Source organism: Bacillus paranthracis, from assembly GCF_001883995.1.
Lineage (GTDB): Bacteria > Bacillota > Bacilli > Bacillales > Bacillaceae_G > Bacillus_A > Bacillus_A paranthracis.
In genome coordinates this window covers 398,974-418,771 of record NZ_MACE01000018.1, presented here as the reverse complement: position 1 = coordinate 418,771, position 19,798 = coordinate 398,974, and the positions used below count along the sequence as shown (strand labels likewise).

20 protein-coding genes, 1 riboswitch and 1 other annotated feature are annotated in these 19,798 nt (G+C 36.7%); of the genes, 12 read left to right on the top strand and 8 right to left on the bottom strand.

Going from position 1 to position 19,798, the window contains the following annotated elements; all coding sequences use genetic code 11:
- Positions 1-130 precede the first annotated feature (130 nt).
- Positions 131-2,473: a bifunctional 2',3'-cyclic-nucleotide 2'-phosphodiesterase/3'-nucleotidase gene (gene cpdB / locus BAQ46_RS08300; RefSeq protein WP_071741829.1), complete on the top strand. Its 2,343-nt coding sequence runs from the start codon at positions 131-133 to the stop codon at positions 2,471-2,473.
- Between the two features lie 49 nt (positions 2,474-2,522).
- Here the strand turns inward: cpdB and nhaC are convergent, their stop codons facing one another.
- Positions 2,523-3,896 carry a Na+/H+ antiporter NhaC gene (nhaC, locus tag BAQ46_RS08295; protein WP_000253748.1) on the bottom strand — a complete coding sequence of 458 codons (1,374 nt, stop codon included), beginning with the start codon at positions 3,894-3,896 and terminating at the stop codon, positions 2,523-2,525.
- Between the two features lie 277 nt (positions 3,897-4,173).
- Positions 4,174-4,394, bottom strand: a binding site (T-box leader).
- 141 nt (positions 4,395-4,535) lie between these two features.
- On the opposite strand from nhaC, the gene BAQ46_RS08290 reads away from it, so the two are divergent.
- From BAQ46_RS08290 to BAQ46_RS08255, 8 genes are all read left to right on the top strand, one after another.
- Complete coding sequence (locus BAQ46_RS08290; RefSeq protein WP_000726889.1) at positions 4,536-4,892, top strand: hypothetical protein; 357 nt, start codon at positions 4,536-4,538, stop codon at positions 4,890-4,892.
- Positions 4,893-5,014: 122 nt separating this feature from the next.
- A complete protein-coding gene (bioA, locus tag BAQ46_RS08285) occupies positions 5,015-6,403 on the top strand; it encodes an adenosylmethionine--8-amino-7-oxononanoate transaminase (protein WP_061132226.1) in 1,389 nt (462 codons plus the stop codon).
- The gene (gene bioD / locus BAQ46_RS08280; protein ID WP_000012488.1) at positions 6,403-7,131 is read left to right on the top strand and encodes an ATP-dependent dethiobiotin synthetase BioD; all 729 of its coding nucleotides are present in this window, start codon (positions 6,403-6,405) and stop codon (positions 7,129-7,131) included. Before bioA ends, bioD begins: the two co-directional genes overlap by 1 nt.
- Positions 7,097-8,284: an 8-amino-7-oxononanoate synthase gene (gene bioF, locus BAQ46_RS08275; protein WP_001077309.1), complete on the top strand. Its 1,188-nt coding sequence runs from the start codon at positions 7,097-7,099 to the stop codon at positions 8,282-8,284. Before bioD ends, bioF begins: the two co-directional genes overlap by 35 nt.
- Entirely contained in the window at positions 8,281-8,994 is a 714-nt protein-coding gene (locus tag BAQ46_RS08270) for an alpha/beta fold hydrolase (protein ID WP_000661275.1), read from the top strand. The genes bioF and BAQ46_RS08270 overlap by 4 nt, the downstream gene beginning before the upstream one ends.
- Positions 8,987-9,796, top strand: a complete 810-nt coding sequence (gene bioC, locus BAQ46_RS08265; protein ID WP_000608932.1) for a malonyl-ACP O-methyltransferase BioC — start codon at positions 8,987-8,989, stop codon at positions 9,794-9,796. The genes BAQ46_RS08270 and bioC overlap by 8 nt, the downstream gene beginning before the upstream one ends.
- A 1-nt stretch (position 9,797) precedes the next feature.
- A complete protein-coding gene (gene bioB / locus BAQ46_RS08260; RefSeq protein ID WP_000815866.1) occupies positions 9,798-10,796 on the top strand; it encodes a biotin synthase in 999 nt (332 codons plus the stop codon).
- A gap of 181 nt (positions 10,797-10,977) precedes the next feature.
- Positions 10,978-11,298 carry a hypothetical protein gene (locus BAQ46_RS08255; protein ID WP_000549777.1) on the top strand — a complete coding sequence of 107 codons (321 nt, stop codon included), beginning with the start codon at positions 10,978-10,980 and terminating at the stop codon, positions 11,296-11,298.
- A 24-nt stretch (positions 11,299-11,322) separates the two neighbouring features.
- On the opposite strand, the gene ribH is transcribed toward BAQ46_RS08255, so the two are convergent.
- The 5 genes from ribH to BAQ46_RS30020 all read right to left on the bottom strand — a co-directional run bounded on the left by ribH (position 11,323) and on the right by BAQ46_RS30020 (position 15,599).
- Positions 11,323-11,784 (bottom strand): 6,7-dimethyl-8-ribityllumazine synthase, encoded by a 462-nt coding sequence (gene ribH, locus BAQ46_RS08250; protein ID WP_000230889.1) that lies wholly within the window; start codon positions 11,782-11,784, stop codon positions 11,323-11,325.
- Between the two features lie 18 nt (positions 11,785-11,802).
- Positions 11,803-12,996 (bottom strand): bifunctional 3,4-dihydroxy-2-butanone 4-phosphate synthase/GTP cyclohydrolase II, encoded by a 1,194-nt coding sequence (gene ribBA, locus BAQ46_RS08245; RefSeq protein WP_071741828.1) that lies wholly within the window; start codon positions 12,994-12,996, stop codon positions 11,803-11,805.
- Positions 12,997-13,008: 12 nt separating this feature from the next.
- A complete protein-coding gene (ribE, locus tag BAQ46_RS08240; RefSeq protein ID WP_000493917.1) occupies positions 13,009-13,653 on the bottom strand; it encodes a riboflavin synthase subunit alpha in 645 nt (214 codons plus the stop codon).
- Entirely contained in the window at positions 13,635-14,747 is a 1,113-nt protein-coding gene (gene ribD / locus BAQ46_RS08235) for a bifunctional diaminohydroxyphosphoribosylaminopyrimidine deaminase/5-amino-6-(5-phosphoribosylamino)uracil reductase RibD (protein WP_061132230.1), read from the bottom strand. Before ribD ends, ribE begins: the two co-directional genes overlap by 19 nt.
- A gap of 311 nt (positions 14,748-15,058) precedes the next feature.
- A riboswitch (FMN riboswitch) is annotated at positions 15,059-15,202 on the bottom strand.
- Positions 15,203-15,392: 190 nt separating this feature from the next.
- Entirely contained in the window at positions 15,393-15,599 is a 207-nt protein-coding gene (locus tag BAQ46_RS30020; protein ID WP_001151582.1) for a CDGSH iron-sulfur domain-containing protein, read from the bottom strand.
- 139 nt (positions 15,600-15,738) lie between these two features.
- Here BAQ46_RS30020 and BAQ46_RS08225 point away from each other — a divergent pair, with 139 nt between their 5' ends.
- Positions 15,739-15,984, top strand: a complete 246-nt coding sequence (locus BAQ46_RS08225) for a DUF2552 family protein (protein ID WP_061132231.1) — start codon at positions 15,739-15,741, stop codon at positions 15,982-15,984.
- A 10-nt stretch (positions 15,985-15,994) separates the two neighbouring features.
- On the opposite strand, the gene BAQ46_RS08220 is transcribed toward BAQ46_RS08225, so the two are convergent.
- Positions 15,995-16,918, bottom strand: a complete 924-nt coding sequence (locus BAQ46_RS08220; protein WP_000819219.1) for an alpha/beta hydrolase — start codon at positions 16,916-16,918, stop codon at positions 15,995-15,997.
- Positions 16,919-16,999: 81 nt separating this feature from the next.
- Between BAQ46_RS08220 and BAQ46_RS08215 the strand changes: the two genes are divergently transcribed.
- Together BAQ46_RS08215 and BAQ46_RS08210 are read left to right on the top strand one after the other, a co-directional pair.
- A complete protein-coding gene (locus tag BAQ46_RS08215; RefSeq protein ID WP_000233414.1) occupies positions 17,000-17,479 on the top strand; it encodes a GNAT family N-acetyltransferase in 480 nt (159 codons plus the stop codon).
- Positions 17,480-17,581: 102 nt separating this feature from the next.
- Positions 17,582-18,445 (top strand): LacI family DNA-binding transcriptional regulator, encoded by an 864-nt coding sequence (locus tag BAQ46_RS08210; RefSeq protein WP_000201356.1) that lies wholly within the window; start codon positions 17,582-17,584, stop codon positions 18,443-18,445.
- Between the two features lie 23 nt (positions 18,446-18,468).
- On the opposite strand, the gene BAQ46_RS08205 is transcribed toward BAQ46_RS08210, so the two are convergent.
- Positions 18,469-19,788 carry a Na+/H+ antiporter family protein gene (locus BAQ46_RS08205; protein WP_000994774.1) on the bottom strand — a complete coding sequence of 440 codons (1,320 nt, stop codon included), beginning with the start codon at positions 19,786-19,788 and terminating at the stop codon, positions 18,469-18,471.
- Positions 19,789-19,798: the final 10 nt, after the last annotated feature.

The following is a 19,798-nucleotide window of genomic DNA, read 5'->3' as shown; positions in this document are numbered from 1 at the left end:
TAAGGAGACTACTCGTTAGCGTAGGGTGAAATGAAAATCGTGTATCTACTAGAAGAAAAAAGGTATGTGGTTAGAGAATGCTAGAAATTCATTTCATTATTCTTTGGTAATTGTATAAGGGGGATTTTTTGTGAAAAAGTCAAAAAAAATGCTAGCTGGAGCAACTCTTGCTATTGGTGTTATAGCGCCGCAAGTATTGCCAGCAACAGCTCATGCGGATGAGCAAACTGGGGAGAGTACGGTTAACTTACGAATTCTAGAAACATCAGATATTCACGTTAACTTAATGAATTACGATTATTATCAAACGAAAACCGATAATAAAGTAGGTCTCGTGCAAACTGCAACACTTGTGAATAAAGCGCGTGAAGAAGCGAAGAACTCTGTCCTGTTTGATGATGGGGATGCATTACAAGGGACACCGCTTGGAGATTATGTAGCGAATAAAATAAATGATCCGAAGAAGCCTGTGGATCCTAGTTATACGCACCCATTATATCGTTTAATGAATTTAATGAAGTATGACGTCATCTCTCTTGGGAATCATGAATTTAACTACGGTTTAGATTATTTAAACAAAGTAATTAGTAAAACAGAATTCCCGGTTATTAACTCGAACGTCTATAAAGATGATAAAGATAATAATGAAGAGAATGATCAAAATTACTTTAAACCATATCATGTTTTTGAAAAAGAAGTAGAAGATGAATCAGGTCAAAAACAAAAAGTGAAAATTGGCGTAATGGGATTTGTTCCACCTCAAGTTATGAACTGGGATAAAGCAAATCTAGAAGGAAAAGTGAAAGCAAAAGATATAGTTGAAACAGCGAAAAAAATGGTGCCAAAAATGAAAGCAGAAGGTGCCGATGTTATCGTTGCACTAGCGCATTCAGGTGTTGATAAGAGTGGTTACAACGTTGGCATGGAAAACGCATCGTATTATTTAACAGAAGTTCCTGGTGTAGATGCGGTATTAATGGGACATTCACATACTGAAGTGAAGGACGTATTTAATGGTGTTCCAGTTGTAATGCCTGGTGTCTTTGGAAGTAACTTAGGTATTATAGATATGCAATTGAAAAAAGTAAATGGAAAATGGGAAGTACAAAAAGAGCAATCGAAGCCGCAACTTCGTCCGATTGCTGATAGTAAAGGAAACCCACTCGTACAATCTGATCAAAATTTAGTTAATGAAATTAAAGATGATCACCAAGCGACAATTGATTATGTGAATACTGCTGTAGGAAAAACGACAGCGCCAATTAATAGTTATTTCTCATTAGTACAAGATGATCCTTCTGTACAACTTGTGACAAATGCACAAAAATGGTATGTAGAAAAGTTATTTGCTGAAAATGGACAGTACAGCAAATATAAAGGAATTCCAGTTTTATCTGCAGGAGCACCATTTAAAGCGGGTGGCCGAAACGGTGCTACATATTATACGGATATTCCAGCTGGAACGTTAGCGATTAAAAACGTGGCAGATTTATATGTATATCCAAATACGTTATATGCTGTAAAAGTAAATGGGGCACAAGTAAAAGAATGGCTTGAAATGTCTGCAGGTCAGTTTAATCAAATTGATCCAAAGAAAACAGAAGAACAGCCATTAGTAAATATCGGATACCCTACATATAACTTTGATATTTTAGATGGCTTAAAATACGAAATTGATGTAACACAACCAGCGAAATACGATAAAGATGGAAAAGTTATAAATGCTAATACGAATCGTATTATAAATATGACATATGGAGGTAAGCCAGTAGCTGACAATCAAGAGTTTATCGTCGCTACAAATAACTATCGTGGAAGTAGCCAAACGTTCCCGGGTGTAAGCAAAGGGGAGGTTGTATACCAATCACAAGATGAAACGCGTCAAATCATTGTGAAGTATATGCAAGAAACGCCAGTTATTGATCCAGCAGCAGATAAAAATTGGACGTTTAAACCGATTGTTGCCGATAAATTACATACAACATTCGATTCTTCACCAAATGCACAAAAGTATATAAAGAAAGATGGAAAAATATCATATGTTGGACCATCTGAAAATGAATTTGCTAAATATGCAATTGATATAACGAAGAAGAACGATGATGATAAAGAAACTGGTGGAGAGAATCCAACAACACCGCCAACAGGTGAAGGAAATAATGGAGAAAATCCAACGACACCACCAACAAGTGAAGGAAATAATGGAGAAAATCCAACGACACCACCAACAGGTGAAGGAAATAATGGAGAAAATCCAACGACACCACCAACAGATGAAGGTAATAATACAGGATCTGGACAAACTACAACGGATAATCAAAACGTAAAAGAAACAACAACTGTAAGTGAAAAGAAAGAAGAACGTGATTTACCGAAAACAGGTACAAGTGTTGTTTCTACAATTGGAGCAGGTTTGGCGTTTGTTGGAGCAGGATTCCTTCTGTTATTTAGAAGAAAGAAAGCAAATAGATAGTGGAGAAATATAAAAAGGATTACCGATTCAGGTAATCCTTTTTGATATATTATGAAAGTGTTACAGCTTTTTCCTTCTTCCATGAAAGGCCAAATCCAGTAAAGCCGACGATAATTGTTACAACTGGACAAGCTAAGCAGAAGATTGCGAATGGAACGTAATCAAAAGTTGGAACGCCAAGGACGTTCGATAAGAATACGCCACTTACTCCCCATGGTACGAGCGGGTTAATAACTGTACCTGCATCTTCTAATACACGTGATAAATTACGACGTTCTAAACCGACTTCATCATATTTATTAGCGAATGCTTGTCCTGTTAAAACGATAGATAAGTACTGCTCACCAAGTAAGAAGTTCACACCGATTGCAGTTGAAGCAGTAGAAATAATTAAACGTGTGCTAGTTTTTACGAAGCTAGAGATGATATTCATTAGCTGCGTAATAATACCCATTCCTTGTAATAATCCTCCCATACAAAGAGCTAGGAAAATAAGAGCGATTGACATCATCATACTTTGCAGGCCACCGCGAGATAATAAGCTATCAATATCTTTCATACCCGTTTTAGAAACGTAACCGTCTTGCATAATTTTCATTAAATCAGTTAAAGAAGTACTAGGTTTAAATATAAATAGGATAATGATCCCTACTATAATTCCAGCAAGTAATGTTGGAACTGCTGGAACTTTTTTAAATGCGAATAGGAACAGTAATAAAATTGGAATAAGTGTAAAGATAGAAATCGTTGCATTTTTCTCTAATGTGCTAATGAAGTTTGTGAAGTCAACGTCTCCACTAGTACCGCTTCCTAAAATGAAAAATGCGATAAAAGCAATAATGAAAGCTGGAACTGTTGTCCAAAGCATGTTACGAATATGCTCAAATAAATCTACACCCGTTACAGCTGGCGCTAAATTTGTTGTATCAGATAAAGGAGACATTTTATCTCCAAAGAATGCACCAGAAATAATTGCACCAGCGATTAGAGCAGGATCGTATCCGAGAGCACTACCCATGCCCATAAAGGCAAGTCCTACAGTTGCGGCAGTTGTAAAGGCACTACCGATACTTGTTCCAACAATTGCACAAACAACAAAAACAGTTGGAATGAAAATTTTTGGGGATACAAGCTGGAAGCCGTATACCATTAAAGTTGGAATTGTTCCAGCAGCGATCCAAACACTAATTAATACGCCTACAAGTAAGAATATAAAAATAGATGGAATACCAGCTGAAATACTACTTATCATTCCTTTTTCCATCGTAGACCAATCAATTTTTTTCATAAATCCAAATGCTAATAAAAAAACGATACCAAATAAAATTGGGATGTGTGGTGAAACTTCTAATTGAATAACACTAAAGCCAATGCAGAAAAAGATAAATACTGTTAAAAGAACAGATTCAATTTTTGAAACCATTGTTTTCCCCTCCTAAGTAATCTAAAATAGCTCTTTTTTATATAAAATTCGCCAATATTGTTTATTTCCTTCTAAATTTTAGAATTTTGTGACAAATTACCGGTAATTGTTGTTTCTTTAATATGATACGGAAATGAATGGATAAAAAAACGTCCCTGCATATAATTATGCAGGGACGAAGAAATCGCGGTACCACCCTAGCTTGTGAAATGAATGTATCACAAAATAAAGGGTCGTATGATATGCGCTAATAAAATAAAAACGCCCCTGCAATATATGCAGGGACGAAAAGTTCGCGGTACCACCCTAAATTGTGAAACAGTGTCGTTTCACCACTCTTTAGATATAACGGTCTATAACCGTCTTTCACTACTCCTTACGTTTCGCAAAAGAAGCTCCAGGGGGTAATTCATAATTCGCTCTGTACTGGTTCGCACCGACCACCAGCTCTCTGAAAGCAGAAATCGAAATACTACTAAATCCTATCAATGCCGATTCATATGATGTTAGTTAAATTTTTATCATATATTCGTCTCACATGTCAATAAAAATATTCAATAATTTTTTAGGGAAATAAAGGAGAACGATTTTAATCCTATGAAAATGTGCGTTATAATGAATTTGAAAGGGGAGGAAAGAGTGAAGAAAAAAATAATTCTTTTTACCACTTTACTAGTCATTGGCGGAAGTGCTGGCATTTACACAGCTTTTGCAGCTGAATCAGAGCAGGCGAAGCAAAAGCAAATACAGCAGTTAGAAGTGAAGAAAGCGAAAGAAGCTGAAGAGAAGAAGTCGATGGAAAAAGCAGCTGATAAACTAGGGGTTTCTACGGAAGGAAAAACAAAAGAAGAGGTTGCGAAAGAAGTAAATACCGCAAGATTTGAGAAGCGCCATGATCTATTGATTGAACATGCAAAACAACTTGGAATTGAAACAGAAGGAAAAAAAGACGAAGAGATTATTTTAGAAATCGGAAAGATACAACATGGAAAGTAGAACAACTTATCTTATGATAAGTTGTTCTTTTTTAAGAACTACTTGATTTAAAAATAATTGACAGTCATTTAGATTTAATGTTAACTATATTTATAAACTAGTTAACATTAGGGGTGACAATTGTGACTTTTAGTAAGAGTACGACTGACAAACCATCATATACATATGAAGAGTTATCGGAGAAAAATAAAGCCTATGTATGGCATCCATTTACACAAATGAAGGATTATTTAGAAGAAGATCCTGTCATTATTGAACGGGGAGAGGGAAGAAAGCTATACGATGTAAATGGAAATGAATATTGGGACGGTGTTTCGTCTATTTGGTTAAATGTTCATGGACATCAAGTGCCAGAACTAGATGAGGCAATTCGTGAGCAATTAAATAAAATTTCCCATTCTACTATGTTAGGGCTTGCTAACGTTCCATCTATTTTATTAGCCGAAAAAATAATTGAAGTTGTACCAGAAGGTTTGAAGAAAGTGTTTTATTCAGACTCCGGTTCTAGCGCTGTTGAAATTGCAATTAAGATGGCCTTTCAATATTGGCAGCATAAAGGAAAAACGAAGAAACAAAGATTTGTTACATTAAAAGAAGCGTATCATGGTGACACAATTGGAGCTGTTTCAGTGGGAGCAATAGACTTGTTTCACCAAGTGTATAGTTCGCTTTTATTTGAAGCAATTAAAATGCCTTATCCATATACATATCGTTCTCCTTATGGAAATAATAAGGAGGAAATTGTAAAAAAACATTTAGAAGAAATGGAAGAGCTGCTGAAAGATAAACATGAAGAGATTGCGGCGATTATTGTAGAACCTTTAATGCAAGGTGCTGGCGGTATGATTACAATGCCAAAAGGATACTTAAAAGGGCTACGTAATTTATGTACAAAATATAATGTTCTATTTATTACAGACGAGGTAGCGACTGGATTTGGGCGTACTGGAAAAATGTTTGCATGTGAACATGAAAATGTAACACCGGATATTTTGACAGCCGGAAAAGGTTTAACAGGCGGATATTTACCAGTTGCAATTACTGTAACGACAGATGAAATTTATAATGCCTTTTTAGGAGGCTATGAAGAACAAAAAACATTTTTCCACGGACATAGTTATACAGGGAATCCGTTAGGGTGTGCGGTAGCAATTGCAAATCTAGAACTATACGAGAAAACAAATTTAATAGAAGAGGTGGCACGTAAAACAGAATATGTGGCGACGCAATTAGAAGACCTCTTTGCATATAAACATGTAGGGGACATTCGTCAATGCGGGTTAATGGTTGGAATTGAACTTGTGAAGAATAAGGAAACGAAAGAAGCGTTTGAATGGACAGAGAGAGTCGGTGTTCAAGTATGTAAACGTTCAAGAGAACTAGGTATGATTTTGCGCCCGCTCGGTAATACGATTGTGTTTATGCCCCCTCTTGCTTCTACAATTGATGAGATTGATGATATGTTACGTATTTTGTATAAAGCAATCTCGGATGTTACGGAGGGAGAATAATGAGTGGCTTTTTTATAACAGCAACGGATACTGAAGTGGGGAAAACTGTAGTCGCCGGTGCATTAGCAGGTGTATTTAGAGAACTGGGATATAACATCGGGGTATATAAACCGTTACAAAGTGGACATGTTGCATCAAATCCAGAAGGAGATGCAGCAAGGCTAAAGGCATTATCAGGTGTACCGACAAAAGAAGATGAAATTTGCCCTTACTCTATTGAAGAGCCGCTTGCCCCGAGACTTGCCATGAAAAGAGCTGGAAGGACAGTAACGTTAAAAGACATTATTCATCACTATAATGAACGATTGAAAGATTTTAATAGTCTACTTGTAGAAGGAGCAGGTGGATTAGCTGTTCCATATACAGAGGATGCTTTAGTAATTGATTTCGCAAAAGAATTACAACTTCCACTTATTGTAGTAGCACGCCCTACATTAGGAACAGTAAATCATACAGTTTTAACGATCGCTTACGCAAAGGCATATGGTTTAACAGTAGCAGGTGTCATTTTATCTGGCTGCAAAGAATGCGAAATGGAAAGAGTGCAAGAAAATAAAGAAATGATTGAAGAGCTAAGTGGGGTACCGGTTTTAGGTTTATTACCATTCTTTGCAGGTGAGTTTACAAGAGAAGAAGTCTTGGAATCTGCTAAAGAATATATAATGATTTCAAAATTAGAGGAGCTTATCCGAAATGAATCAAACGTGGCGCACACATCTTCAATCTAAATTGCAACAATTACATGAGCGAGAGCAGTATCGTAATTTGCATGTAACAGAACAAGCAGAAGAGACATGGCTTATTCGAGATGAGAAAAGGATGCTAAATTTAGCGTCAAATAATTATTTAGGGTTAGCTGGAGATGAAAGGTTAAAAGAAGCTGCTATCGCATGTACAAGAAAATATGGAACTGGGGCGACAGCATCAAGGCTCGTGGTAGGAAACTATTCACTGTATGAAGAGGTTGAGAGAAGTATATGCGATTGGAAAGGCACTGAAAAAGCCTTAGTTGTGAATAGTGGATATACCGCAAATATTGGAGTGATCTCTTCATTAGTGAGTCGTCACGATATTGTGTTTAGTGACAAATTAAATCACGCAAGCATTGTTGATGGAATTATATTAAGTGGGGCAGAGCATAAAAGGTATCGTCATAATGATTTGGATCATTTAGAGAAGTTATTGAAAACAGCGTCACCTGAAAAGCGGAAATTAATCGTAACAGATACTGTTTTTAGTATGGATGGTGATACTGCGTATTTGAGGGAGTTAGTAGAGCTGAAAGAGAAATACGGGGCAATTATTTTAGTGGATGAAGCGCATGCGAGTGGAATATATGGAATTGATGGAGCAGGGTTGTCTCATATAGAAAAAGATCTTTCTCAAAAAATTGATATACATATGGGGACGTTTAGCAAGGCTTTAGGGTGTTATGGTGCGTATTTGACAGGCGATGCAATTTATATAGAGTATTTACACAATATGATGAGAAGTTTTATTTTTACTACTGCATTACCGCCTGGAACGTTAGGAGCGGTACAAAAAGCAATTGAAATTGTACAAGAAGATCATAAGAGAAGAGAGAATCTTATAGCAAATGGAGAATACTTCAGGAGCAAATTACGAGAAGCTGGATTTGATATAGGGAATAGTTCAACTCATATTATACCGATTGTAGTCGGTTCAAATGAAAATGCTTTACGGTTTAGCAAAAGGTTACAAGAGGTAGGTATTGCGGCTATTGCAATTCGTCCGCCAACTGTACCGATTAATAGTTCTCGAATTCGCTTTGCAGTTACATCGCAACATACAATAGCTGATTTAAAATGGGCTATTGACCGAATTACTCACATTGCGAAAGAAGAGGAGCTTTTCGTATGAAAGAGCTGAAGATTATTTTTATCCCTGGATGGGGAATGGAAGAAAATATTTGGGATTTAGTACTTCCCCATTTTAAAGGATATCCTGTTCAATGCATTAATTGGCGTAACGTGAAAGAACAAAGTGAGTTTGCGAACAGGATTATAGATGTAGCACAGGATGAAAATGTAATTTTAGTTGGATGGTCACTAGGAGCATTAGCGGCAATTCAAGCTTATAAAAAAATTAAGGCAAAGGGTATCGTGCTAATTGGTGGTACTGCTAAATTTACAAATACAAGTGACTATAGTAGTGGATGGAATACTTTGCATGTAGAACGGCTGAAAAGAAATTTGGAGAGAAGGAAAGAAGATACGCTCAAGCGGTTCTATGAAAATATGTTTACGAAAGATGAGTTGAAAGAGAATAAAAGTTTTGAAGACATCGTAAAACATTTTAAAGGTGATTCTATGCAGTCTTTACAATTCGGTTTGGATTATTTAATAGAAACAGATATGAGAGCAGCATTGAAAGAAATTAACGTCCCTATACTACTTATTCACGGAGAGAGGGATGTAATATGCCCATTGTCTGCAGCATGTAGTATGGCTGAGAATGAAACTGCCACACTCAAGGTAGTAAGTGAGGCTGGACATGCATTATGCGTAACGAATTTCGAATATTGCGCAAATGAAATCATTCAATTTGTAGAGGGGATACGACATGATTAACAAAACGTTACTACAAAAACGATTTAACGTGGCAGCTGTATCCTACGATCAATATGCAAATGTACAAAAAAAGATGGCGCATTCATTACTTTCTACATTGAATCGGCGATATAGTGCAAATTCATCGATACGTATTTTAGAACTTGGATGCGGGACAGGATATGTTACAGAGCAATTATCAAACTTATTTCCGAAAGCACAAATTACAGCTATTGATTTTGCTGAAAGTATGATTGCAGTTGCGAGAACTAGACAAAATATAAACAATGTAACATTTTATTGTGAGGATATCGAAAGATTACGACTAGAAGAAACGTATGATGTCATTATTTCAAATGCCACATTTCAATGGCTAAATGATTTAAAACAAGTGATAAGAAATTTATTTCGTCATTTATCTATAGAGGGGATATTACTCTTTTCAACATTTGGACAGGAAACATTTCAAGAATTGCATGCTTCGTTCCAGCGGGCGAAAGAAGAAAAAAATATACAAAATGAAACATCGATTGGGCAACGTTTTTATTCGAAAAATCAGTTGCGCCATATATGTGAGATAGAAACAGGGGATGTACATGTTTCTGAAACGTGTTACATAGAGAGATTTACAGAAGTTAGGGAGTTTCTACATTCTATTCGTAAAGTAGGAGCGACCAATAGTAATGAAGAATCATATTGTCAAAGTCCCTCACTCTTTCGTGCGATGCTTCGCATATACGAAAGAGACTTCACGGGAAATGAAGGGATAATGGCAACGTATCATGCTTTATTTGTGCATATAACAAAAGAGGGGAAGAGATGAAATGAAACAAGTACAAACAAAAAGGGATTGGAAAAAACTTGCATACGACGTAGTAGAAGAGAAAGTGATTACGAAAGAAGATGCAATAGCGATATTAGAGGCTGACGATACAGAGATTTTAGAAATTATGAATGCTGCGTATATCATTCGCCACCATCACTTTGGTAAGAAAGTAAAATTAAATATGATTATTAATACGAAGTCTGGATTATGCCCTGAAGATTGCGGATATTGTTCACAGTCTATTATTTCAGAAGCACCGATTGATAAATATGCATGGCTAACGCAGGAAAAGATTGTAGAAGGAGCGCACGAAGCAATTCGCCGTAAAGCGGGTACGTATTGTATTGTGGCATCTGGTCGTCGTCCGACTGATAAAGAGGTAAATCACGTAATTGGAGCAGTTAAAGAGATTCGTGAAACGACAGACTTGAAGATTTGTTGTTGTTTAGGTTTCTTAAACGAAGATCAAGCAGGACGTTTAGCGGAAGCGGGTGTACACCGTTATAACCACAACTTAAATACACATGCGAATAATTACGAAAGTATTTGCTCCACTCATACGTATGACGATCGTGTTGATACAGTTCAAAAAGCGAAACAAGCGGGTATTTCACCATGTTCAGGAGCGATCTTTGGAATGGGGGAGACAATAGAAGAGCGTGCTGAAATTGCATTCGAATTACAACGTATAGATGCCGATTCAATTCCATGTAATTTCCTTGTTGCTGTAAAGGGTACGCCGCTTGAAGGACAAAAAGAGTTAACACCAGTAGAATGTTTAAAAGTACTGGCGATGATGCGCTTTGTAAACCCAACGAAAGAAATTCGTATTTCAGGAGGGCGTGAAATCAATTTACGTTCTGTACAGCCAATCGGTTTATTTGCAGCAAACTCTATTTTTGTTGGAGACTACTTAACGACAGCTGGACAAGAACCGACTGCAGACTGGGGTATGATTGAAGATTTAGGATTTGAGATTGAGGAATGTGCATTATAAGATAGAAAAAAGCAAACTTGTAAAAGAGTTTGCTTTTTTTTGTAAATAAAATGTAATAAATAGTTGTGAATGCTTGATACTAGTGGCTTTTGAGCGAAAAAAAGAATTTTGGTGGACGAATTTTCCAAGCCCCAATTGTACATAGTAAATATGTAATTTACATTGGGTTGGAGGATTTTACATGCACAAATATATATTAGCGATTATGACTTGTCTCATTTTACTAAAAGCGATAAGCGCTGATCCAGTTAAGGCCGCCGAAAATCCTGAACAAAAAGAGATGCAACAACGAATTGAACAACATTTTCGAACGAAAGCTGAACATTTTGGATTGAAAACAGAAGGGAAAGATTTAAAGGAAGTACGAAAAGAAATTACTATTATAGAAGAAGCGAAGAAAAGAGAGAATGTATGGAAAACAGCACAGACGCTGCGTATACAAACAGAAGGAAAGACAATGGATGAATTAATAAAAGATGTACGGAGAAAAGTGAAGAAATAAAAAAAGAGGCCGCAGCCTCTTTTTTTATGCCCATTGTTTTGATAAGTGAGCCATTTCAATTGCAGCGACGGCGGATTCATAGCCTTTATTACCAGCTTTCGTGCCCGCGCGTTCAATCGCTTGCTCGATCGTTTCAGTCGTCAATACACCGAAAATAACGGGGATGTCTGTTTGTAGTGATAAAGATGCAACACCTTTTGCTACTTCATTACAAACGTAATCGTAATGTGTTGTAGCACCACGAATGACAGTGCCTAACGTAATAACAGCATCATATTTCCCGCTATTCGCCATCTTTTTAGCGATTAAAGGAATTTCAAATGCACCAGGAACCCAAGCAACATCGATATCAGCTTCTTCTACACCGTGACGCTTTAATCCGTCTAAAGCGCCGCCAAGTAATTTACTTGTAATAAATTCATTAAAACGTCCAACAACAACCCCAACTTTTAATCCTGTACCAACTAAATGACCTTCGAATACCATAATAAATCTCTCCTTTAATTATAAGTTTAGTAAATGTCCTAATTTGTTTACTTTCGTTTGTAAATACGTTTTATTCTCTTCTTTTGCTGGCATTTGTAACGGTACACGCTCGATTACTTCTAAATCGTAACCTTGTAAGCCAGCAATTTTTCTTGGGTTATTCGTTAATAATCGTAAATGTTGTAAACCTAAATCTTTTAATATTTGAGCGCCAATACCGTAATCCCGCAAATCAGCAGGGAAGCCAAGCTTTTCATTTGCTTCTACAGTATCGAATCCTTCTTCTTGTAACTTATAAGCGCGAAGCTTATTCAGAAGCCCAATGCCTCGTCCTTCTTGTCTCATATAAAGAAGAACGCCCTTTCCTTCACGCTCAATTTGAGCAAGTGCAGCATGGAGTTGTGGTCCGCAATCACATCGGCACGAGCCAAATACATCTCCTGTTAAGCACTCTGAATGAACGCGTACAAGTACAGGATTTCCTGTTGAAATATCACCTTTTACGAGTGCAATATGCTCTTTCGAATCTAAGGAATTAGAATAGCCAATTGCATGGAAAGTACCGAAATCTGTAGGTAATGTAATTTCCACTTCTCGCGTCACTAATGTTTCATGGTGGCGGCGATAAGCAATTAAATCTTCTATTGTAATCATTTTTATATCAAATTGTTTTGCGCACTGTAGTAAATCAGGTACCCGTGCCATCGTACCGTCCTCATTAATAATTTCACAAATGACGCCAGCTGGTTCTGCTCCGCAGAGCTGTGCTAAATCGACAGCAGCTTCTGTATGACCAGCCCGGCGCAAGACACCACCTTCTTTCGCAATTAATGGAAAGATATGTCCGGGACGATTGAAATCAGCACCTTTTGATGCAGGATTTAACATTTCTCGTATCGTAGTTGCACGTTCGTGAGCACTAATCCCAGTTGTTGTAGAAACATGATCAATGCTCACTGTAAATGCAGTATGATGCGAATCTGTATTATGAGCTACCATTGGTTCTAATTGTAGACGTTCTGCGTACCCTTCTGTAATTGGTACACAAACGAGACCACGTCCATGTGTAATCATAAAGTTAATTGTTTCTGGCGTAATATACTCTGCTAAAGCGATAAAATCGCCTTCATTTTCACGGTTTTCATCATCACATACGATCACGACTTTTCCTTGTTTTAAATCTTCTAGAGCTTCTTCAATACGATGAAACATAATGCTTCCCCCTTATAGAAATCCGTTTTCTTGTAAAAAGCTTTCGGTCATTGAACCTGTTCGTTTTACTGGTTTAGAAATAAAGCGTTCGATATATTTACCAATCATGTCACACTCAATGTTTACGATGTCACCGGCATTCTTTTCTCCGATAACAGATTCACTTACTGTGTGCGGGATGAGTGAAATTGTAATGGAAGATTCGTCTATATCAAATATTGTTAAACTCGTTCCATCAACAGCAATGGACCCTTTATGCAAACAATAGCGTAGCAATTCATCAGAAATAGCTATTTTGTAATAGACGGCATTATAGTGTTGTTTTTTGTTTAATATCGTTCCGATGCCATCGATATGACCTGAAACGAAATGTCCACCGAATCGTCCGTTTGCAGCCATTGCACGTTCTAAATTTACTTTGCATTGTGGTTTAAGCATGCGAAGTGATGTTGATTGCATCGTTTCAGGCATTGCGTCTACTGTGAATGAAGTTGTTGTGAAACTCGTTACAGTCAAGCAAATACCGTTAACCGCGATGCTATCACCTAAGTGAACATCTGATAAAATTTTATTGGCATGAATCGTTAACTTCATCGCTTCGCCGCTTTGTTGCATGTTTGCAATCGTTCCTAATTCTTCTACAATTCCTGTAAACATTCCATCACCTCACTTCGGGCATGCGCAACAATTTTTATATCATCGCCAATTTGTTTCATCTCTTGAATTTCCAAGGAAAGTGCATCTTGTAATGTTGAAAAACCATTGCCGCCAAATAAAGTAGGGGCATTTTTTCCACCAATTAATTTTGGACTTATATAAGTTACAATTTCATTGAAATACTTTGTTTGTAAGAAACTTGCATGAACGGTTTGACCACCTTCGACGAAAAGAGAAAGAATTTGTTTTTCGCCGAGTAGGTGTAAAACATCCTGTATTTCAATCTGTTTCGTTTTCATTTGGAATATAGCTATATTTTCAGATTCATAAGAAGCTATTTTCTCTGGATTTACATCCTTACCAACTATAATCCATGTCGGTGCTAAACCATCTGTTATGACATGAGAAGATGGTGGCGTTCGTAAATGGGTATCTAAAATAACGCGTATAGGATTTTGCCCCCCGTTAGGAATTCTTGTTGTTAAATGTGGATTATCAGCTATAACTGTATTCACTCCAACAAGAATTGCATCGTGTGTATGACGATATTGATGAACATCAGCTCGTGCATCTTCACTTGTAATCCACTTACTTTCACCGGTTACGGTTGCTGTTTTTCCGTCTAAGCTCATCGCTGTTTTTATTGTTACAAATGGATGTTTCGTTTTCATGTAGTGAAAAAAGTAGCGATTTAATAAAACTGCTTCTGCTTCAAGAACACCGGTAGTTACTTCGATGCCAGCTTCCTCTAATCTTTTTTTTCCATTACCAGAAACGAGAGGATTGCAATCAAGAGTAGCAATTACAACCCGTTTGACTTCTTTTTTGATGAGCAATTCACAGCAAGGTGGTGTTTTTCCAAAATGGCTACACGGTTCAAGTGTTACATACACGGTGGCTCCTTTTGCTTTGTCACCAGCCATATGAAGAGCATGAACTTCTGCGTGTTCTTCACCAGCACGTAAATGAGCTCCCATACCGACGATGTTTCCATCTTTTACAACAACAGCACCAACCATAGGATTTGGACTTGTTTGCCCAGATGTTCCTTCTGCTAATTGCAGAGCAATCCTCATATATTCTTGATCTGTCATTTTCTTCACCTCTCCTAAAAAAATCAAAAAACCCCAAGGATTTTAATATCCTTGGGGTTTGGGAGACGTGATTTCTAGAAATATAGTTCGAATACGAAAGTATAGGAAAGAAACCTAACGATGATTGATATTTTGGCATAAGGAAGAAACCTAGCAAAAATATCAAATTTTTCAAACGCTAGTCGTATCTTTTTATTTCAGCATAGAAAGATAAGTATACAAAATAAAACATATATATAGATTTGAATTGAATCTATAAAAATATGCATACTGAAATAAAAGTGTATTCGCTATATAAAATTACTAGAAAACATATCCTTCTCCCATCCAGACTATACTGTCGGCCCTAGAGTTTCACTAGATCCACCGTTTTCGAGTTGAAAACGGGTCACGGACTTAGAAGTTTGCACTTCATCACCGCCGGTTGGGAATTTCACCCGACCCCGAAGGATGCTGTTTGCTCAAATTATAGCACAAAAAAAATAAAAGGCTAGTAAAAAGTATTCGAATGTGAAGAATTGTGTGAAAATATATGTAGGCTGAGATGGAGACAAAAGTATTAGAAATGTTGTAAGGAGAAGGAATATAACGGAGTTGCTAAAAAGAAAAAACATGCACAAAAAAATGTGCATGTCACATGTAAAATTATTCTGCCTCTGGTGCTCTAACAACAGATTCGAATTTACCTTTATGCGAAGCATCGCAATAAGGCATATTTTTTGATAAACCACAACGGCACAAAGAAAATGCCGGTTTTGCTGGGAATACATTCCCTTGTGAATCAACTAATTCCACGTCCCCTGTAACGCGAAAAGAGCCATTATCATTTACTTTAATTTGTACTTTAGCCAACGCTATCCCTCCTTCCCAAACGCTTAATTTCATCATATAATCAAGAGAAGTACTTGACAATATGAAAAGAGCACTTTCTTTGGAAGAGAAGAGAGTGTTATAATGTTTTTTATAACTGACTAGAGTAAGGTGACGAAAGATGGATAAACAATTACGTACATTACGAAATATTGCAAATGAGCGCACGTGGGCTTCATTTTTGAATGATAATCATCCATATAGTTTGTTACACTGGTCCATTGCTGGTGTAGGACAAGAGTTAAAGGATGTTTGGTTACTGCAAGATGAGGTAACATTTCAAACGACAGAATTTCCAACGCTAGATGATGCAATAAAGTGGATTTCTGAAAATATGGAACAAGTTACAGACGTTTTAGCGCAATAAAAAAACAGGCTTATGCAAGCCTGTTTTTTGTTTCTTTTACATATGAGTTTAAAAATTGATCAACGGCTGCTTCATACTCTTCTTTATTTTCGTTATAAGAGCAAGCGTGTGCGCCGTGTTCTGCAATATAAAGTTGTTTATTGTTTTCCTTCGCTTCATAGAGCGCTTTCGTCATATCAGCTAAAATATAATCATCATCTTTACTATGAATAAAGAGGACGGGATTGTTAATGTTTTTTATACAATCGATTGGTGAAACTTCACGAATCGTATAACCGTCACGCACTTTTAAGAAAGCATTTGCTAAAGGTAATAAAGGCCATTTCGGTAAATGGAATTCAACCTTTAAACGGTGCTGTAATTGTCCGTAGAAATCAGAAAAAGGACAATCTGCAATATAGAAATCAGCACCATCTTCTACAAGTCCTGCGTACTGAAGAAGTGTTGCAGCTCCCATCGATTCACCATGAATACCGAGTGTTATATTTGTTCCAAAACGACTTTTTAGCCAGTCAACTACAGATTTTAAATCATGCTTTTCATAGTATCCATAGCTTGTTGTTTTTCCCCCAGTCTTACCATGACGACGATGATCATAAATAACGACATTATATCCTCTGTTTAAAAATAACCTTGCATATTTTACAGAGTTCATTTTATTTACAGTTACGCCGTGACAGAAAATCATAAATTTATTGGAATGACCAGCAGGAATGTAATATCCGTGAAGATCATATCCGAATTGCGAAGGAATATGAATTTCTTCTTTATGAAGAGCTTCAAAATCCTCTATACGAAAATGTTTTTTCGTTTCTCTTTCGAGTATTTCTTCCTCTGTTTTTTTCTTTAAGTACATCACCTTATTTGTAAAGAAAATCCCAAGGGCAGTTATCGCACCTAGTATAGTAAACAATGCTGCAAAAAAACGTTTCATACTTTACCTCATCCTCCAAATACCGTTACATGTGATACACTTATATTGTATCACAAGGATAGAAAAGGGGAGAAATAGGAAATGGTGCATATACAAAAAATTACGCCAGCGATGAAAGAAACAATCCGAATGTTCATGTGTGAGAACTGGGGGAGTTCATTGATGGTTTCACGTGGTAAGGGACATCAGTTAGAAGAGTTGCCAGGATTTGTTGCGCTCTCAGAAGACAGAATAATCGGAATTGTAACGTATGAATTGATCGGAAATATGTGCGAAATTGTATCGTTAGATAGCTTTGAAGAAAGAAAAGGAATAGGGACAAAACTTGTGGATTGTGTATTACGAGTTGCAGAAGAAGAACGGTGCAGGAAGGTTTGGCTTATAACAACAAATGATAATATGAATGCGTTACGTTTTTACCAAAAACGTAATTTTTTGATGACGAATTTATATGTAAATGCGGTGGAAGAGGCACGAAAAATAAAGAAAGAAATTCCGCGCATCGGGTATGATAATATCCCGATTTTACATGAAATTCAATTAGAATATAGTTTAGTGTAATGATGTAACAATTTTCAGAAATATAAATTATTAACCTTGACGAATATTGTAATTTAGGTTACCGTAAAATTGTAATCTATTACCATATTAAGGGGTGACGATGTGGCAACTATACGTGATGTTGCAAAATTGGCAGGTGTTTCAGTCGCAACCGTTTCACGAGTTATAAATGAAAAAGGATACGTTCATGAGGACACAGTAAAACAAGTAAAGGAAGCAATTGAGGAATTACGTTATAGGCCAAATAGTGCAGCAAAGCCACTATTTAAAGAGAATTCAACGATAATTGCATTACTTGTAGATAATCTATATGACCCATCAAACATCACTTTGCTACATTGTATTGAGGAAATAGCGTATAAAGAAGGATATCAAATTATTGTTTGTAATATAGAGAATAAAGATAGATACATACATATGTTGAAGGAAAATAACGTTGCAGGTGTTATTTTGACAAGATCCGTTTTTAAAAGTATAGGAGAAATTCCACTTCCGTTTGTTGTGATTGATGAAAAAAAATCTCATGCAAATTATTATGAAAGTGGCCAAAGAGCGGTCTCTTTATTAAAAGAAAAAGGTTGTCACTTTCTTGCTTATTTCGGTGAGGGCGAAGATAGTGAAGAAATGGAAGAGTACATATCAGGATTTTTAGACGCTGTTTGGGAGGAAGGAATCTCTTATCGAGAAGAATGTGTACAAGGGTATACGAATAAACAGTTTGTTACATTATTGCAAACTTATCCGTATATAGATGGAATTGTAACTTCAAGTGATAAGATTACCTTTGAGTTAATTCGAGCAGCAAAAAAATTAAATATCCGTATACCGGATAAATTGAAAATTATTGGACTGAACGGGAGTATAGACAGTGAGTGGGCAGGTCCGTCATTTATGCAAATGGAAAGTTGTATCGAAGAAAATGGGAAAATAGCATTGCAACAATTAAAGGGAAAAATAAAAAAGTAAAAGGTGCGTATAAAACGCACCTTTTATAATGTAATTGCGGCAATAAAGCCGAATATAAGTAACGGTATATTGTAATGTAAAAAAGTTGGTACACACGTATCCCATATATGATGGTGTTGACCATCAGCATTTAAACCGGATGTTGGTCCAAGTGTACTATCTGATGCTGGAGATCCTGCGTCTCCTAGCGCTCCGGCTGTACCGATAATTGCAATGGTGGCCATTGGACTAAATCCAAGCTGAATACAAAGAGGTACAAAAATTGTTGTTAAAATAGGGATGGTTGAAAAAGATGATCCAATCCCCATCGTAACGAGCAGTCCAATTACAAGCATAAGAAATGCAGCGAGTGGTTTGTTATTCCCAATTATATGTGCACTCGTTTGTACAAGAGATTCAACATGTCCTGTTTTTCGAAGAACAGCTCCGAACCCAGCGGCAGAAATCATAACAAATCCGATAAAGGACATCATACGCATTCCGCTTGTTAAAATTGCATCAGCTTCTTTAAGAGGTAGACTACCACTAACTGATAAAACGATAATCCCCGCTAGAGCGCCGAAAATCATTGATTCTGTTGCTAATTGAACAGTTAATGTAGCTAAGATAGATACTAGCCCGAAAGTAATGCTTCGTTTTGTATAGGGAACGATTTCATTTTCAGTAGTATGAATTTGTTCTGTTTCATACGTACGAGGTTTTCGGTACGTAATAAATACTGCCACACATAATCCGATAATCATACCGATTGCTGGAATGGTCATTGCTTTTGGAATAAGTGCGACATCAAATGTAAGACCGCTTTGCGCAGCATTTGTTTGTAATACATCATGATAAATTTTTCCGAATCCTGCTGGAATCCACATATAAGGAGTAATCAATCCGAATGTAATAATACATGTAACAAGTCTGCGATCCACTTTCAGCTCATTTAATACTTTTAAAAGTGCTGGAATTAAGATGGGGATGAAAGCGATGTGAACAGGAATCACATTTTGTGAGAAACAAGCCATCGTTAAAATGATAAATAGAATAAGTATTTTAGAGTAAACTTGTTTTTTCGTGTCTTGTTCATTGCCAATCCACTTTAATGCAGTTTGAATCATAGCATCTGGAAGTCCGGTTTTGGAAAGAGAAATAGCGAAACCACCAAGCATTGCATAACTTAAAGCGATTGGAGCACTGTTTCCAAGACCAGTTGTAAAAGTGTTAATCGTTTCTGAAATACCGAGTCCACCGATAAGTCCGCCTGTTAAAGCTCCAACAATGATGGCGACAATGACCTGGACACGTAACAAACTAAGCAATAGCATAACTGCTACTGCAATGAGTACAGCATTCATAATAAATGTA

Coding starts and splice junctions, on each gene's coding strand:
- nhaC (WP_000253748.1), bottom strand. CDS start 3,896: ATGGTTTCAAAAATTGAATCTGTTCTTTTAACAGTATTTATCTTTTTC.
- bioD (WP_000012488.1), top strand. CDS start 6,403: ATGAGTGGCTTTTTTATAACAGCAACGGATACTGAAGTGGGGAAAACT.
- bioF (WP_001077309.1), top strand. CDS start 7,097: ATGAATCAAACGTGGCGCACACATCTTCAATCTAAATTGCAACAATTA.
- BAQ46_RS08270 (WP_000661275.1), top strand. CDS start 8,281: ATGAAAGAGCTGAAGATTATTTTTATCCCTGGATGGGGAATGGAAGAA.
- bioC (WP_000608932.1), top strand. CDS start 8,987: ATGATTAACAAAACGTTACTACAAAAACGATTTAACGTGGCAGCTGTA.
- bioB (WP_000815866.1), top strand. CDS start 9,798: ATGAAACAAGTACAAACAAAAAGGGATTGGAAAAAACTTGCATACGAC.
- BAQ46_RS08255 (WP_000549777.1), top strand. CDS start 10,978: ATGCACAAATATATATTAGCGATTATGACTTGTCTCATTTTACTAAAA.
- ribH (WP_000230889.1), bottom strand. CDS start 11,784: ATGGTATTCGAAGGTCATTTAGTTGGTACAGGATTAAAAGTTGGGGTT.
- ribBA (WP_071741828.1), bottom strand. CDS start 12,996: ATGTTTCATCGTATTGAAGAAGCTCTAGAAGATTTAAAACAAGGAAAA.
- ribE (WP_000493917.1), bottom strand. CDS start 13,653: ATGTTTACAGGAATTGTAGAAGAATTAGGAACGATTGCAAACATGCAA.
- ribD (WP_061132230.1), bottom strand. CDS start 14,747: ATGACAGATCAAGAATATATGAGGATTGCTCTGCAATTAGCAGAAGGA.
- BAQ46_RS08225 (WP_061132231.1), top strand. CDS start 15,739: ATGGATAAACAATTACGTACATTACGAAATATTGCAAATGAGCGCACG.
- BAQ46_RS08220 (WP_000819219.1), bottom strand. CDS start 16,918: ATGAAACGTTTTTTTGCAGCATTGTTTACTATACTAGGTGCGATAACT.
- BAQ46_RS08215 (WP_000233414.1), top strand. CDS start 17,000: ATGGTGCATATACAAAAAATTACGCCAGCGATGAAAGAAACAATCCGA.
- BAQ46_RS08205 (WP_000994774.1), bottom strand. CDS start 19,788: ATGAATGCTGTACTCATTGCAGTAGCAGTTATGCTATTGCTTAGTTTG.